This window comes from Pseudomonas sp. ADAK21, assembly GCF_012935735.1.
GTDB classification, from domain to species: Bacteria; Pseudomonadota; Gammaproteobacteria; order Pseudomonadales; family Pseudomonadaceae; genus Aquipseudomonas; species Aquipseudomonas proteolytica.
The window spans coordinates 1,914,486-1,928,931 of sequence record NZ_CP052857.1 but is presented as its reverse complement, the minus strand read 5'-3'; the positions used below and the strand labels follow the sequence as shown (position 1 = coordinate 1,928,931).

At 63.7% G+C, this 14,446-nt stretch carries 14 protein-coding genes; all 14 read right to left on the bottom strand.

From position 1 onward, the window contains the following. Window positions 1–10 precede the first annotated feature (10 nt). The 14 genes from HKK57_RS08890 to HKK57_RS08825 all read right to left on the bottom strand — a co-directional run bounded on the left by HKK57_RS08890 (window position 11) and on the right by HKK57_RS08825 (window position 14,445). On the bottom strand, window positions 11–988 hold the full coding sequence (locus tag HKK57_RS08890) for an asparaginase (protein WP_169390038.1): 978 nt from the start codon (window positions 986–988) through the stop codon (window positions 11–13). A gap of 77 nt (window positions 989–1,065) precedes the next feature. Then, window positions 1,066–2,517, bottom strand: coding sequence for an alanine/glycine:cation symporter family protein (locus HKK57_RS08885; protein ID WP_029290000.1), 1,452 nt, complete (start codon window positions 2,515–2,517; stop codon window positions 1,066–1,068). A 367-nt stretch (window positions 2,518–2,884) separates the two neighbouring features. Further along, on the bottom strand, window positions 2,885–4,111 hold the full coding sequence (locus tag HKK57_RS08880; protein WP_154907131.1) for a hypothetical protein: 1,227 nt from the start codon (window positions 4,109–4,111) through the stop codon (window positions 2,885–2,887). A gap of 437 nt (window positions 4,112–4,548) precedes the next feature. Beyond that, window positions 4,549–5,508: a PDR/VanB family oxidoreductase gene (locus tag HKK57_RS08875; protein ID WP_092232227.1), complete on the bottom strand. Its 960-nt coding sequence runs from the start codon at window positions 5,506–5,508 to the stop codon at window positions 4,549–4,551. Then, window positions 5,501–5,932, bottom strand: coding sequence for a Rid family hydrolase (locus HKK57_RS08870; protein WP_070996683.1), 432 nt, complete (start codon window positions 5,930–5,932; stop codon window positions 5,501–5,503). The genes HKK57_RS08875 and HKK57_RS08870 overlap by 8 nt, the downstream gene beginning before the upstream one ends. Then, window positions 5,929–6,963 (bottom strand): aromatic ring-hydroxylating oxygenase subunit alpha, encoded by a 1,035-nt coding sequence (locus HKK57_RS08865; protein WP_029289992.1) that lies wholly within the window; start codon window positions 6,961–6,963, stop codon window positions 5,929–5,931. The genes HKK57_RS08870 and HKK57_RS08865 overlap by 4 nt, the downstream gene beginning before the upstream one ends. 21 nt (window positions 6,964–6,984) lie before the next feature. Then, on the bottom strand, window positions 6,985–7,212 hold the full coding sequence (locus HKK57_RS08860; RefSeq protein WP_029289990.1) for a recombinase-like helix-turn-helix domain-containing protein: 228 nt from the start codon (window positions 7,210–7,212) through the stop codon (window positions 6,985–6,987). Window position 7,213: 1 nt separating this feature from the next. Further along, entirely contained in the window at window positions 7,214–7,531 is a 318-nt protein-coding gene (locus HKK57_RS08855; RefSeq protein WP_029289988.1) for a hypothetical protein, read from the bottom strand. 2 nt (window positions 7,532–7,533) lie between these two features. Further along, a complete protein-coding gene (locus HKK57_RS08850; RefSeq protein WP_029289986.1) occupies window positions 7,534–8,676 on the bottom strand; it encodes an FAD-dependent monooxygenase in 1,143 nt (380 codons plus the stop codon). Between the two features lie 13 nt (window positions 8,677–8,689). Next, window positions 8,690–9,655 (bottom strand): VOC family protein, encoded by a 966-nt coding sequence (locus HKK57_RS08845; protein WP_029289984.1) that lies wholly within the window; start codon window positions 9,653–9,655, stop codon window positions 8,690–8,692. Then, complete coding sequence (locus HKK57_RS08840) at window positions 9,655–11,148, bottom strand: aldehyde dehydrogenase (RefSeq protein WP_029289982.1); 1,494 nt, start codon at window positions 11,146–11,148, stop codon at window positions 9,655–9,657. Before HKK57_RS08840 ends, HKK57_RS08845 begins: the two co-directional genes overlap by 1 nt. 10 nt (window positions 11,149–11,158) lie before the next feature. Then, on the bottom strand, window positions 11,159–11,962 hold the full coding sequence (locus tag HKK57_RS08835) for an aspartate dehydrogenase (RefSeq protein ID WP_104911219.1): 804 nt from the start codon (window positions 11,960–11,962) through the stop codon (window positions 11,159–11,161). Between the two features lie 10 nt (window positions 11,963–11,972). Next, window positions 11,973–13,655 carry a thiamine pyrophosphate-binding protein gene (locus HKK57_RS08830; RefSeq protein WP_029289977.1) on the bottom strand — a complete coding sequence of 561 codons (1,683 nt, stop codon included), beginning with the start codon at window positions 13,653–13,655 and terminating at the stop codon, window positions 11,973–11,975. Continuing rightward, window positions 13,648–14,445, bottom strand: coding sequence for an SDR family oxidoreductase (locus HKK57_RS08825; protein WP_154907128.1), 798 nt, complete (start codon window positions 14,443–14,445; stop codon window positions 13,648–13,650). Before HKK57_RS08825 ends, HKK57_RS08830 begins: the two co-directional genes overlap by 8 nt. Between the last annotated feature and the right edge of the window lies 1 nt (window position 14,446).

The window sequence follows — 14,446 nt, the reverse complement described above, 5'->3', positions numbered from 1 at the left end:
TATATGCCGCTCAGCGCAGTTCGCCGCACAGGTCCAGTTCGACCAGGCGCCGCACTTCGTCGTTGGACAGTCCGGCGCCGAGCAGGGCCTGCAGTTTGCCGAACACGGCTTCGCGGGTCATGCCACCACCGGACAACACGCCGACTCCACGCAAGCGGCTGCCCGCTTCATACACGTCCAGTTCCACGCCACCTTCATGGCATTGGGTGATTGCCACGACCACGACGTGCCGATCCTGCGCACGCTGCAGGCTGGCGAGGAACGCCGGGTTATCGCTCGGCCCGGTGCCACTGCCAAAGCATTCCAGCACCAGCGCCTGGATGCCGCTGTCCACCAGGGCATCCAGTTGCCCGGCATCAATGCCCGGCACCAGCGGTAGTACGCCGACATTGGCCAGGGCCTTGGGCTGGCGGTAGTCCAGGGCGGCGGGCAACGCCTGGGCCTTGGCCACGCCACCGTTGCGCTGCAACGCGGCAAACGGATGCCGGCCAAAACTGCGGATCTTCGCGCAACGGGTCGGCGCCATCAGTGCGCCGTGGAAGTACAGGTGCACACCCGGTGCCAGGCCTTCGCCCAACGCCGCCAGGGCGCCGCTGACGTTTTCCCAGGCATCGCTGTCGGGCACGCCGGCTGGCAGCATCGAGCCGGTGAACACCACCGGCGCCGGCAGGCCCAGCAGTTGGAAGCTCATGGCCGCCGCGCTGTAGGCCAGGGTGTCAGTGCCATGCAGGATCAGTACGGCGTCGCAGCCTTCGTCCACGGCTTCGACCACGGCGCTGCGCAGGCGCTGCCAGTAGGCGGGCGTCATATTGGCGCTGTCGATCAGCGGCGCCATTTCCCTGAAACGCCAGGCGGGCGCTGGCAGGTGGGCAAGTTGTTCGCGCATGCGCGCTTCAAAACCCGAAGCGGGCGCCAGGCCGTTGGCGCTGGCCTGCATGCCGATGGTGCCGCCGGTGTAGAGCACCATGATGTGATTGGCTTTGGACATCGAAGAATCTCCTGAACGAAAAACGCCGCCGGGCCCAGAGCATGCCCAAGGCCGGGCGGCGTGTCATCTGTCTACGCTCAGCGTTGCACTTGGGCGTTCAGTGGCGCGGTTGCTTGAGCGGTTGGCTCAGGCTGCACCGGGTTGGCCGGCCAGGCCTTGCGGTCCAGGTCCAGGTCGGGGAACTGGCTGGAGTCGAACACCGGGGTCTTGATGCCCGCCGCGCGCTGGTTGTCGTAGTCGTTGAGGATGCGCATGGCGATCTTGAACAGGAACGCCAGGGCGAACAGGTTGACGAACGCCAGCATGGTCATGGTGATGTCGGCGAAGGCGAACACCGTGCTGAGGTTCTCGATCGAGCCCCAGAAAATCAGGACCAGCACCAACGCGCGATAACCGATCAGCACTTTGCGGTTGTTACCCACCAAAAAGCGCAGGTTGCTCTCGCCCAGGTAGTAGTTGTACATGATCGAGGTGAACACGAACAACGCCAGGGCCACCGAGATAAACATCCGCCCCCAGTCGCCCACCACCGCTGCCAGGGAGTTCTGGGTCAGGGCAATGCCGTCGCCTTCAAAACCTGGGGTGTAGAAGCCCGACAGCAGGATCAGCAGTGCGGTGCAGGTGCAGATGATAAAGGTGTCGAGGAACACGCTGAACGCCTGCACCACGCCCTGGGCAACGGGGTGTTCCACCGAGGCCACGGCTGCCACGTTGGGCGCGCTGCCCAGGCCTGCTTCGTTGGCGAACACGCCGCGCTTCACGCCCATGATGATCGCACTGCCCACCAGGCCGCCGAAGGCCTGGTCCAGACCGAAGGCGCTCTTGACGATAGTCGCGAGCATGGCCGGTACCTGGTCGAATTGCAGCACGATCACGTAGACCGTCACGGCGATGTACACCAGGGTCTTGACCGGCACCAGCAGGTCGGCGATCGAGGCGATGCGCTTGATCCCGCCGATAAACACCAGGCCCAGCAAGACCGCGAGGGCCAGGCCGGTGTAGGTGGTGTCAAAGCCAAACGCGTTGTTCAGCGAGTGGGTCACGGCATGGGCTTGCAGGCCGTTGAAGGCGAACCCGAAGGTCACCAGCAGCAGGAACGCCATCACCATGCCCAGCCAGCGTTTCTGCAGACCGTGCTGGATGTAATAGGCCGGGCCGCCACGGTAGGTGCCTTCGGCGTCGGTGCGTTTGTAGAGCTGGCCGAGGGAGCACTCGATAAAGCTCGAGGACATGCCCACCAGCGCGGTGACCCACATCCAGAACACGGCACCCGGCCCGCCCAGGGTCACGGCAATGCCGACGCCGGCGATGTTACCGGCGCCCACCCGCCCGGCCAGGCTGAGCATCAGCGCCTGGAACGAACTGAGTTGGCCGGCACTGCTTTTCAGGCTGTCGCGAAACACCGCGAACATGTGAAAGAAGTGACGAAACTGAACGAAACGCGAGCGGATCGTGAAGTAACCACCGAGCCCGACAATGAGCACGATCAGTACTTTTCCTGAGAGGAAGTCGTTAATGACTTCTAGCATGGAGTATTCCTCGCTGTTTTTTGTAAAAGCAAAAGCCGGACGGCTCGACTCCACCCCATTTCGCAGACAGCACGATAGGTGGGGCGAGTGGTCGTCCCGGTTCCAAGTCGCGGGTTGTTATTAGTTCGGCGTTCGCATGCGGCTGGCGGCCGTGCATGCGAAGAGGGGCGGCACTATACCTAGGTGCGCGCCAGCCGTCTGCAAGCAGCGCAACTGGGCGAGGAATGGTAGGCGGGCAAAGGGCTGAACCGTTTCACTATTGTAGGAGCGAGCTTGCTTGCGAAAAACGCCCAGACACCGCGTTTTTCAGGGTGCCGGCGTCATCGTTGGCGATCTTCGCGAGCAAGCTCGCTCCTACAAGGGGGCGTCAGAAGTAATAACCAATGTTCACATTGGTGCGGTAATACCATTCGTTGCTGCCCACCGAACTGGTGTTGGTAAAACCGCTGCCATTCTCTGCACCGCCATAGGGGTTGGCGTTGCGCGCCCAGGTAAAGTCGACCCAGGCCATCACCGGCATCGCCAGGAACTGCGCGCCCACGGTGAACATCTGCGAATCATCCCAGGCGCTCTTGTCTTTCATCATCCGACTGTAGTCGGTGTACAGCTTGACCTTCTTCAACTGCCCCAGGGTCGGGGTGTAGACGTCATAACCGAGGTTGACCGAGGCCAGGCTGGCCTTGGAGGCGATCAGGTACGCCGGGGTCAGGCCGTTGCCGCCCATCAACACCGAATCCTTGCTGACGCCGGCCGGGTTTTCGGGATCGTATTCGTAGCGGATGGCCTGGGTGGTGACCGTCCACAGCCCCTTGTTGATGATGGCGTGTACGCCCGCGGCCCAGTAGTCGCCATCATCCTTGGTAGTGGCGTTGTACAACTGGGCGGTGGCCAGCGAGGCGCCGATCTCGGTCTTCCAGCCATCGCTGTTGAAGGTGCGCGCCACGCGGGCGTTGAGCTGGTTGCGTTTCTCGTTGTCCTGGCGCGATTGGGTAAAGGCAATCGCATTGTCTTTCAGGTCGGCGTAACGCCCGACTTCAGGCGAATAGCGAATGTCGCTGGGCAACATGCGCGGGAAGAAGCCAAGCTGCACGTCCCAGTCCTGGTCCTTGTAGCTGTACTTGAGGCCGGTGCCGGCGCTCACCGCATAACCCATGAAAAACGGCAGGTGGTAACTCCAGCCAAATTGCGGATAGGGCTCCAGGCCAAACGGCTTGAACGGCGCCCCCAGTTGCAGGTTGGAGTTGGCGTTGAGTCGATAACCGACAAAGCCACGGTCGATGGAGCGCTTGCCGTCGTCCTGGAACCAGTAGCCGATATCGCTATAGAGGCTCTTGTAGGTGGCCTGCACATCCAGGCGGAACGTGTCGAAGAGAAACCGGCCATTGTTCTCGGTGGTGTCCCAATGCTCGTCGCGATAGTTGGTACGCAGCGCACCGCCGATATCCAGGCTGCTGTCACCGCTATCGCTGCGCCAGGAAATATGCGGGAAAGGTTTTTTGGCCGCGTTGGCCCGCACCGGCTCGGAAGGAATGGGTTCTGCGGCGAAACTGCTGAAACTGGCAAACATCAATCCTGCACACAAGACGCGCTTCATAGAGACCTCTCTACCGTGTGATCGGCAACACTCGTCCGCTTGCCTTTAAAGGCAACTAAGGAGGGAGCGGGTCTTACCGGGTTTAAGTGTTGGTTATTATTGTTTTATCGGCGAAACGCCGTTTAATCAGCGAATGCACAGGAGTAGAGCAGGAAGTGTGCCAGGCGGCCTGTTAGTTTGTTTTTTATAAAAATATCATTTAAAACAATTGTTTATATGGGAAACAAAGCTGTTTGTATAACCCATGAAACAACCCGCAAGTGCGGTAACAAAGTTGCCCGTGATAGGTGCGTCTTTATTGCACGCTGCCAATCAAGCGGGCACTTTGCGGGTGATCCTGTAGGCGCGAGCGAAGAACTTGAGGGTAACGCGGTTATTCAGGATAAACCGCGTTATCGTTAACGTTCTTCGCGAGCAAGCTCGCTCCTACAGGGGGGCTAGAGGTCGAGCACCAACCGTTGGCTCTTGCAGCCGGAAACACACACCATCATCGACTTGTTCGCCGCACGCTCAGCCTTGGTCAGCACCCCATCGCGATGGTCGATCTCGCCTTCCACCACCCGGGTTTCACAGGAACCGCAAACACCCTCACGGCAGCTGTGATCGATATCGCAGCCGGCTTCGAGCAGTACATCCAGCAAGCTCAAACCAGGCTCCACCGACAGGGTCTTGCCGGACTTTTTCAATTCGACGCTGTAGCGGTTCTGGGCATCTGCGCTGGGCGGCAGTTCGGCGGCGGTGAACCGCTCGATGTGCGCGTGGGGATAACCCAGGCGCTCACAGGTGCTCTCGAAGGCATCCAGCATCGGCGTTGGGCCGCAGCAATAGAAGTGCGTGTCCGCAGGCTGGCCGGCGAGGTAGGCGGCGAGGTCTGGCGGCACGCCTTTTTCGTCGTTGAAGTGGTACACCACCCGCGCATCGAGCCCGTTCAAGGCTTCCACCAGCGCCGCTTCCTGGCGCGAGCGCGCGCAGTAGATCAGCTCGGCGGATTTTCCCTGGGCCAGCAGTTGGCGGAACATGCAGTAGATCGGCGTAATGCCGATGCCACCGGCCACCAGCACACTGTGGCTGGCGCTCAGGTCCAGTGCGAAGTTGTTGCGCGGTGCCGAGATCGATAGCGGCATGCCGACCCGCAGTTGGCTGTGCACATATTCCGAGCCGCCGCGGCTGTTGCGGTCACGCAGGATGCCCACGGTGTAGCGCCCCTGGTCGCTGGGAGCGTTGAGCAGCGAGTAGCTGCGCACCAGGCCGTTGGCCAGGTGCAGGTCGATGTGCGAGCCGGCCTCGAACGGCGGGAACACGGTATCGCCCAACGGCCGCAGCTCCACGCTGATGATGCCTTCGGCTTCATAGCGCAAAGTGTGCACGCGGGCGGTGAGCAGGGAAGGCTTAGACATCATTCACCTCTGTGACGGTACGCAGGTCGACATCGAGCCGGGCGCTGGCCTCGATCTCGACCCGTAGTTCAGGAAACACCAGCGCGCTGACGGCCACCAGGGTCGACGTGGGAAACACTGCCTGGCCGGCGAAAAAATCCCGCCGGGCACGGCCCACCTGGTCCTTGTCGGCGATATCGGTGAGGTACACGGTCAACCGGTGGATATTGCCGATATGCCCGCCGGCCGCTGTCACCAGCGCCTGGATCTTGCCCAGCACCACCAGGGTCTGGGCGTAGCAATCCAGGTTCGCCTCGCGGCTGGCGGGGTGCGCGGTCATCCCTGACATCACCACTTCGCGGCCGATCAGCAGGGCGTTGGACCAACTGGCGCCGGCCGGCTCGGCCACGCCTTGGCATTCAACCCGTCGCACGGCCTGGCTCATGACAGTTGCTTCGCATCGATCAGTTCAAGCTGGGCCTTGGCCGCGTTCTTCAGGTAACGGCGCATGCGCACCACACCCAGGTCGTGCTGGTAGAGGTTTTCGCGCTGGTTGGCGTCCGGCTCCATGAACTCCAGCAGCACCCGATCCTGCTCCAGCACTGCCCAGTGCCGCGCTTCCAGGCGGTTCTTGTAGAGGAAGCGCCAGGTGTCGCGCTGCCAGCCGGTCAGCGGCCGGCAACGCCAGTGGAACACCGCTGACAACGCGCGGCTGCTCGGCGTGTAGCTGCCGATAATGGTGAAATTGCCGCCCGGGCCGCCGGTTTTCGGGTAGGGGATTTCCAGGCGTAGCCAGTGGCAGCCGTTGTCCATGAATTCGGTCCAGTCGAAGTTCACCCCGCGCTGGCCTTCCTTCTCGAAAAAGAACCCGTTGTCGGTGTCGCGGGTGACGAACTTGGCGGTGGCTTCGCCTTCGCTCATCGAGTGCGACATCTTGTGCAGGTAGGTGCCGTGCATCGGGTCCATGACGTTGTCGATCACGTAGCGATAGTCACCTTTCCACTCGGTGTAGCAGACGAAGCTGCTCCACTCGGGCGAGGTCAACTGCTCGGGCAACACCAACTCCGGCGGCGTCTCCAGGTGCGGGTCGGCGGCGTTGAACAGAAAGATCGCACCTGCTGCTTCGCGGGTATGGAACATACGGGTCGGGCGGCTGCCTTCAAGTTTGCAGCCGGGGCTGCCGGGGACCTTGGTCACCGTGCCGTCGCAGCGCACTTCGATGCCGTGATACGGGCATTGCAGGCGATCGCCCAGGATCGGGCCCTGGGACAGCGGCGCACCGCGATGGGGGCAGTGATCTTCCAGGGCGTGTACGCGGCCATCGTTATCGCGCCACAGGGCGATCTTGTAGCCGAGGCGGCGCACCGACACCGGCTTTTCGCCGAGCAGGTCCGAGGGTAATACCGGGAACCAGAGGTCTTTTAGGCCATTGGCCAGATGGTTTTCAACAGGGTCGACGGTCAATTGCATAGTCATTTTTTTATTCCTTCTGCCGGGTCATTCGCCCAGCCGGGCCATCAGGGTTTGATAGGCATCTGCCGTCCACTCGCCGCTGGTCAGCGGGCAGGGCGGGCCGGCCAGGTTGAGGTGGGCGAGCAGCGCCGCAAGCTCAGTCACGCCGTTGCCGAAGGCGCGTTCGATGGAATCGCCCAGCAGCTCTTCAAACTGGGTATTGGGCCGTTTGCGCGCCTGATGGGGCTCGAGGAATCGTTCGGTAGTGCTCATGTCATTGACCTCCGTTGCGTACCCGTTCGCGGATCGTTTCGCGTACCGGGATAAAGTCGTATGTCGGGAAAACTTCAGTGCTGAACACGCCCCACGCCGAGCGTTCCAGCTCCACGTTCAGCGCGGGCAGCAGGCTCGGCGGCAAGCGCAGGGTGACGATCTGGCCCAGGCCCATGGCCACGGTCCAGCTCACCAGTTCCACGCCTTGGGGCGGAAAACGCTCCCACCACTCTTGCTGCTTCATATGGCGCTGAATGTCTTCGAGGTTCTTCGATTGGTCGTGCTTGAGCAGCACAGTCACCAGCAAGGTTTCGTTCATGTTCAGGCCGCGCTTTGTGTGGGCACGGTCCAGGCGTCGTAGCCATAGACCCAGTCGGCATTACCGCCGTCCTTGAGCCACTGGTTGCCGCGCGAGCCGATCTGGATCTGGCTGGTACGTTCCAGGCGCGCCTGCTGGTACGCCTGCAATGCCTGCGCGACCTGTGCCGGGCTGTCGAGGTCTTGCAGGTAGCGACCGAGTACCACCGCATCCTCGATGGCCTGGCCGGCACCCTGGGCCATGAACGGCATCATCGGGTGACAGGCATCGCCCAGCAGGGTGATCGCGCCCTTGGACCAGAACGGCAGCGGGTCACGCTCATACAACGCGGTCTTGAGCACATCGCTGCACGCCTCCAGCAGGGCGCGGGCGTCCGGATGGAACGCTTGATAGTGGCTGCGCAGCTCATCGGCATCGCCAGCGCTGGTCCACGATTCTTCGTGCCAGCTGTCCTGGGCGGTGGTGGCGAAGATAAAAATGTCTTTACCCTGGTTGAGCGGGAACGTGACGATCTGGCTCTGCGGGTTGGGGCCCCACCACTTGGTGAAGGCCTGGATATTCGGCACATGGGCCACCAACTCGGCCGGCACTACGGCGCGGTACGCCACCACTCCGGTAAAGCGCGGATGCTCTTCGCCGAACAGCGCGTTGCGCACCACCGAATGAATGCCGTCGGCGCCGATCAGCACATCGCAGCGGTGCTGGCTGCCATCCTTGAAATGCAGGTGGATGCCGTCGTCAGTCTGCTCGACCCGTTCGGCGCGCTTGGCAAACTGCACCTGCTCCAGCGGGAACACCTCGGCCAGGGCCGCCAGCAGATCGGCGCGGTGGATGGTCAATTGCGGGGCGCCGTATTTCTGCTCGGCGGCATCGGACATTTCCAGGCGCGAAGTCTCTTCGCCGCTGTCCCACATCCGGCTGATGCGGTGGGTCGGCCGCGCGGCAGGGATGCGCACGGCGGCGCCAATGCCCAGGCCATCCAGCGCCCGTACCGCGTTGGGGGTGAGGTTGATATCGGCACCGACCCGCAAAAAGGCCTTGGACTGTTCGAACACGGTGACCTGGTGGCCGGCGCGGTGCAGGGCGATGGCGGCGGTCAGGCCGCCGATACCGGCACCGGCGATAGCAATATTCAGGGAAGACATGGGCGACTCCTGCTCAGGATTTGGGTTTGTCGGTGAGGAACTTGCCTTGCGGCGCCTCGACGTGTTGCTGGCGTCGGGTATTGCCGTCGATGCCACCGGCAATCGCCCACTCGGCGAACACCGTGGGGCCCGGCTCAAAGGTGCGTGGCTGCCATTCGCCGGTCAGTTGATCTTCGTCGGCGTAGTACTCCACCAGCGCGCCGGCGGGGTTCTTGAAGTACCAGAAAAACGCTGAAGACACCGGGTGGCGCCCCGGGCCGATTTCGGTCGGCCAGCCGCTGCGCGACACATGCATGCCGCCGCCGAACACCTCGTGTACGTCGCGTACGGTAAAGGCCACATGGTTCAGGCCGGCCCGTGGCGCCGGCAGTTGCAGCATGAACAGGTCGTGATGGCCGCCTTCTTCGGCGGTGCGCAAGAACGCCCCGCGATCCGGGTAGCGGTCCGAGGCCTGGAAGCCGAAACGCTCGTGGTAGAAGGCTTCGCAGGCGTTCACATCCTTGACGAAAAACACCACGTGGCCGACTTCAATCGGCGTGGCGCGTTCATAGATCGGCGCGGCCTTGTTGATCCGGCCCTTGGTCTGCCAGGTGTTGTGGCCGCTGCACTCGATCTGCAGCTCGCGCTTGCGCGTCACTTGCAGGCGGATCGCCAGGCCGTTGGGGTCGGTGCAGCCGATGCGCCCGTTACCTTCGACAAAACCCGGATCGTTGGCGATGCGTTCGGCGTACAGCGCAAGGTCCGCTGCGTCGGCCACGCCCCATACCACTTCGCGCACGGTGGAGCCGGCTTCGATGGCGGGCGGCAGGCTCGGTTTGTTCAGGTCGGCGAGTACTACGCGGCAGCCGTTGAGCGTTTCGAAGATCACTTCGTCCGCCTGGGTGCTGACCTGCTTCAAGCCCCAGTCGCTGAAAAACCGCACGCAGGTGTCGAGGTCCTCGACGCCATAGGTGACTTCATCAATACCTAAAACGCTCATCACGCTACCTCGTGTGGCACACCGGCCCAGGCCAGTGGCTGTTGGTTCATGCCCCAGTAGAGGCTCTTCTGTTCCATGTATTGCAGGATCCCCAGGCGCCCTTTTTCGCGGCCCAGGCCACTGTCACGCCAACCGCCGAACGGCGTGGAGATCGAGAACTGCTTGTAGGTGTTGATCCACACCGTGCCCGCCTGCAAGCGCCGGCCCAGGGCCCAGGCGCGCTTGTAGTCACGGCTCCAGATGCCGGCCGCGAGGGCGTACAGGCTGTCGTTGGCCTGCTCCAGCAGTTGCTCTTCATCGTCGAATGGCATGGCCACCAGCACCGGGCCGAAGATTTCTTCCTGGCACACCTGCTGTTGGTTGTGCAGGCCCTCGAGGATGGTTGGCGGGTAGAAGTAACCCTGGTCATACAGGCCACCGCTGGGGCGCTGCCCGCCCAGGCGCAGGCGCCCACCTTCGGCCAGGCCGAGGGCGACATAACGCTCCACCGATTCACGATGGCCGGCGCTGATCAGGGGGCCCATCTGCGTGTTTTCGTCGGCCGGGTCGCCCATGCGCAGGTTCGCGGCGGCGGCCACCAAACGTTGCATGAAAGGTTCGTACAAGGCACGCGCAACAAACAGCCGCGAACCGGCAATACACGCCTCGCCCGAGGAGCTGAAAATGCCGTACAGCACACCGGCCACTGCGTGGTCGAGGTCGGCGTCATCCAGGACGATAGTCGGCGACTTGCCGCCCAACTCCAAAGACACCGGCATCATCTTGTCGGCGGCGATATGGGCGATGTGCTTGCCGGTGCGGGTGCCGCCGGTGAACGACACGCGCTTGACCAGCGGGTGGCGGGTCAGCGCATCACCGAGCAATGAACCCTTGCCCGGCAACACGCTGATCAGGCCCTTGGGCAGGCCGGCCTCTTCACACAGGCGCGCCAGGCGCAGGGCCAGCAGCGGGGTGATTTCTGCCGGCTTGATCACCACCGCATTGCCCGCGGCCAGGGCCGGGGCGACCTTTTGCGCCTCGCTGGCAATCGGCGAGTTCCATGGGGTGATCGCGGCGACCACGCCCATCGGCTCGTACACGCTCATGCTGACGAAATCACCGCGCGACGGGGTGATGGTTTCTTCCAGGGTTTCGCAGGCAGCGGCGAAGAACTGGAAGGTACCGGCAGCACTCGCTACCAGCGCCCGGGTTTCATTGATCGGCTTGCCATTGTCCTGGCGTTGCAACTGCGCCAGCTCTTCACTGTGCAGGCGGATCAGCTCGGCAATGCGGTACAGCACGGCGGCCCGTTCGTGGGGTTTGCGCTGGGCCCAGCCGCTGTGCAGGAACGCCTGGTGCGCGCCCTGGATGGCGTCTTCCACATCCTGTAGATCGGCGGCATTGAGCCAGGCTACGGGTTCGCCGGTGGCCGGATAGTGGCTGGCGTAGCGCTCGCCACGGCCCTGGCGCCAGTGGCCGGCGATGCAGATCGGTAAAGTCTGTTCGAGGGTCATCGACGGGCTCCTAGATTGAGATGGCATGGGCGTGGTTGCCCAAGGCACGGACCACGCTGTACACGGTCAGCGCCGAGGTCTTGGGGTTGGCCAGCAGCGGCTTGCCGCGCAGGCTCAACTCGAACCGGCCAAAGGCGCCACGGGCTTCGAAGTGGTGGACGTTTTCGTCGCTGTGGGGGTCGGCGATCAACGTCACATGGGTGCGATCCAGGCCCAGCCCGGCCAGGGACAGGGTGGCGGCGACGTTGGCGTTTTTCGGGTACAGCCGCGCCGCTTCGCGGGCACTGCCCTGGAAGATCACCGTGGCTTCGCTGATGGAATCCAGATCGCAGGCCTGCTCGCCGGGGGTGTTCTTCCAGGCCCGGGCCGGCTTGCGCCCGGTGTAGTTGACCGAGTCCAGGCCGCCGACCTTGGCCGCCGACAACGCATCAATGCCGCCAATCGCGCCGGGCAGCAGCTCGATGCGGGTCTTGCCGCGTTCAGCGGCGGCTTCCAGGCGCTCGACCAGGCCCACTTCGGACAAGGCGCCGACCGAGACGATCAGGCAGGCAATGCCGCGCTCCAGGGCCGGCAGCACATGTTCCTCGATGGCCCGGTGGCCGGCGCACTCCACCAGCAAATCCGGGCGGGCGTCGGCGGGCAATGCCGTGAGCACCTGCGGCGGCTGTTTGAAACTGGCCAGGCGCTGACGCACCAGGGCTTCGGAGCCCTGGGACGCGATGACGTAATCCACGCACAGCTGCGGATCGTTCTCCAGCAGCTCCAGCACGCCGACGCCAATGGCGCCGCAGCCGATCATGGTGATATGCAACATGCGACGATCCTCAGGCGGTGGCCTTCTGGGCTTTGGTTTCGCTGTTGGGCGGGCCGGCGAACTGGGTGGCGAAGTTGCCCACGCTGAGCATGTCCACTTCCAGCAGGAACGGGCCGGGCTGGCTCAGGGCGCTGTCGACCACCTTGCCGAAGTCCTTGAGGTCGGTGACCAGGCCGTGGCGCAGGCCCATGGATTCGGCGAGCTTGGTGTAGTCCGGGGTGTGCAGGTCGACGTAGCAATGGCGGCTGCCGTAGACCGCGTCCTGGATATTTCGGATCACCCCGTAGCGCTGGTCGTTCATCAGCAGGATCACCAGGTTGGCGCGCTCCTGCACCAGGGTCGCCAGCTCACCGAGGTTGAGGATGAACCCGCCGTCGCCCGCCAAGGCAAACACCTTGCGCTCGGGCGCGGTTTCAGCCGCTGCCACGGCCGCACCGATACCCATCGCCAAACCCTGGCCGATGCCGCCACCGAGGGCGTGCACCCCGGCACGTGGGTGGTACAGGTTGAGCAGGCGGTTGCCCCAGATGCTGTTGGACAGGGTCACATCGCGCACCCAGGAGAAGTTGCGCCCGGTGCTCGCCTGCAATTGCTCGACCATCGCCGAGTACGGTCCCAGGTCCGCCACCAGTTGGCTGCGCGACTGCTCGCGCACGGCCTTGAGTTCGCTGAGAAACTGCGGGTCGGTGTGCAGGCGGCCTTCCAGGCGATCAGCCAAGCCGGCCAGGGCCAGGGCTGCATCGCCGCAGATAAACAGTTCGCTGGCATAGCTGCGGCCTTCGATGGCCGGGTTTGCGTCGATGCGCAGGGTGTTCTGCGGCAGCTTGAGCGCGTACTTGAAGGTCTCGTTGCTGCGCAGGCGTGAGCCGGCGATCAGCAGGGCATCGCAGGTTTGCAGGAACTGCTCGACCCGCTTGTTTTGCGAAAAGGCCCCCAGGCAACGCTCGTCGTCTTCATTGACCACGCCACGGCCCTGGGTCGACGTGATCACGCCCACACCCATCGCCAGCAGGCGTTTGACCTGCGCGCCGGCATGCCGTGCGCCGCCACCGAGCCAGAGCATTGGGCGCTTGGCACTGGCCAGGCGCGCGGCCACCAGGTCGAGGGCTTCCGGCGGCGGCACGGCGACCGGGATCGGCAGCGGCGACAGGTCGGTGGGCATCGGGATAAAGGTCGACTGGATGTCGATCGGGATCTCGACGCTGACCGGGCCGGTCGGCGCGGTGAGGGCGGTCTGCACCGCGAGCTTGAGGGTGCTGATGGCGGTCTCGACGCTGCGCACGCGGAAGGCGGCCTTGGACACCGCCTTGAGCATGTTCAACTGGTCGCGGGCTTCGTGGATATAGGCCAGCTCCTGGTCCAGGTACGGCGTCTCGATCTGCCCGGTGATGTGCAGCAGTGGCGTGCCGGCGGTCTGTGCTTCAACCATGGCGCCAGCGGCATTGCCGGCGGCGGTGCCGGTGGAGGTCAGGCACACGCCCAGGCCTCCGGTGGTGCGGGCATAGGCATCGGCCATGTTGGCGGCGCCGGCTTCACCCCGGGCCATGACAAAGCGGATGTTGCCGCGCACGGCGAAGGCATCGAGGATTGGCATGTTGTGGATCGAGATCACGCCAAATGCGGCCTTGACGTCGCATTGTTCGAGAAAGGCGGTGATGGCAGCGCCCACGGTGACAGTGTTTTCATTACGCATGGCGGGACAGGCCTCCGGATACATCGATATGGCTGCCTGTGGTGTAAGCCGACAGAGGCGAGGCCAGAAACAGGATCGCGCGGGCCGCTTCAAGCGGCAGGCCCAGGCGCCCCAGGGGAATATGTTTTTGTTGGGCCAGGCGGGCGGTCCATTGCGCCCAGTCGAGGTCGCGTTCTTCACGCGCTTCGAAGCGCCGGCGCCATTGCCCGGATTCCACCAGGCCAATCAGGATGCCGTTGACGCGGATGCCCTGGGGGGCGAATTCGGTAGCCATCGAGCGCACCAGGTTCTTGATCCCGGCGCGGGCGGCCGAGGTGGCGACCATGTGCGGCTCCGGCTGGCTGGCCAGCAGTGAGTTGACGCAGACGATGGCGGCGTCGGCCTGGTTTTGCAGCTGGGGCTTGAAGGCACGGACCGGGTTGATCACCGAAAAAAACTTCAGGTTCAGCTCTTCGGTCCAGGCGCTGTCGGTGGTGTCGGCAAAGGTCGAGACCCGGCCTTGCCCGGCGTTGTTGATCAGTACGCTGGCGGCGCCAAGCGCGGCCTGGCTGGCGCTGGCAAAGGCGTTGACCGCTTCGCCATCGAGCACATCGCACACCTGGGCCAGCAGTTGGCCTTGGGGGAAACGTTGGCGCAGATCGTTTTCGGCACGTTGCAGGCGCTCTGCATCGCGGCCGCAGAACGCGACGGCTGCGCCGGCTTCCAGCAGCAGTTCGACGCACGCCAGGCCAATGCCCGAGGAGCCTCCGGTGACGATTGCGGTGCGGCCCTGCAATGGATAAAGGCTCATC

Coding starts and splice junctions, on each gene's coding strand:
- HKK57_RS08890 (WP_169390038.1), bottom strand. CDS start 988: ATGTCCAAAGCCAATCACATCATGGTGCTCTACACCGGCGGCACCATC.
- HKK57_RS08845 (WP_029289984.1), bottom strand. CDS start 9,655: ATGAGCGTTTTAGGTATTGATGAAGTCACCTATGGCGTCGAGGACCTC.
- HKK57_RS08840 (WP_029289982.1), bottom strand. CDS start 11,148: ATGACCCTCGAACAGACTTTACCGATCTGCATCGCCGGCCACTGGCGC.
- HKK57_RS08880 (WP_154907131.1), bottom strand. CDS start 4,111: ATGAAGCGCGTCTTGTGTGCAGGATTGATGTTTGCCAGTTTCAGCAGT.
- HKK57_RS08875 (WP_092232227.1), bottom strand. CDS start 5,508: ATGTCTAAGCCTTCCCTGCTCACCGCCCGCGTGCACACTTTGCGCTAT.
- HKK57_RS08835 (WP_104911219.1), bottom strand. CDS start 11,962: ATGTTGCATATCACCATGATCGGCTGCGGCGCCATTGGCGTCGGCGTG.
- HKK57_RS08870 (WP_070996683.1), bottom strand. CDS start 5,932: ATGAGCCAGGCCGTGCGACGGGTTGAATGCCAAGGCGTGGCCGAGCCG.
- HKK57_RS08855 (WP_029289988.1), bottom strand. CDS start 7,531: ATGAACGAAACCTTGCTGGTGACTGTGCTGCTCAAGCACGACCAATCG.
- HKK57_RS08860 (WP_029289990.1), bottom strand. CDS start 7,212: ATGAGCACTACCGAACGATTCCTCGAGCCCCATCAGGCGCGCAAACGG.
- HKK57_RS08865 (WP_029289992.1), bottom strand. CDS start 6,963: ATGACTATGCAATTGACCGTCGACCCTGTTGAAAACCATCTGGCCAAT.
- HKK57_RS08830 (WP_029289977.1), bottom strand. CDS start 13,655: ATGCGTAATGAAAACACTGTCACCGTGGGCGCTGCCATCACCGCCTTT.
- HKK57_RS08885 (WP_029290000.1), bottom strand. CDS start 2,517: ATGCTAGAAGTCATTAACGACTTCCTCTCAGGAAAAGTACTGATCGTG.
- HKK57_RS08825 (WP_154907128.1), bottom strand. CDS start 14,445: ATGAGCCTTTATCCATTGCAGGGCCGCACCGCAATCGTCACCGGAGGC.
- HKK57_RS08850 (WP_029289986.1), bottom strand. CDS start 8,676: ATGTCTTCCCTGAATATTGCTATCGCCGGTGCCGGTATCGGCGGCCTG.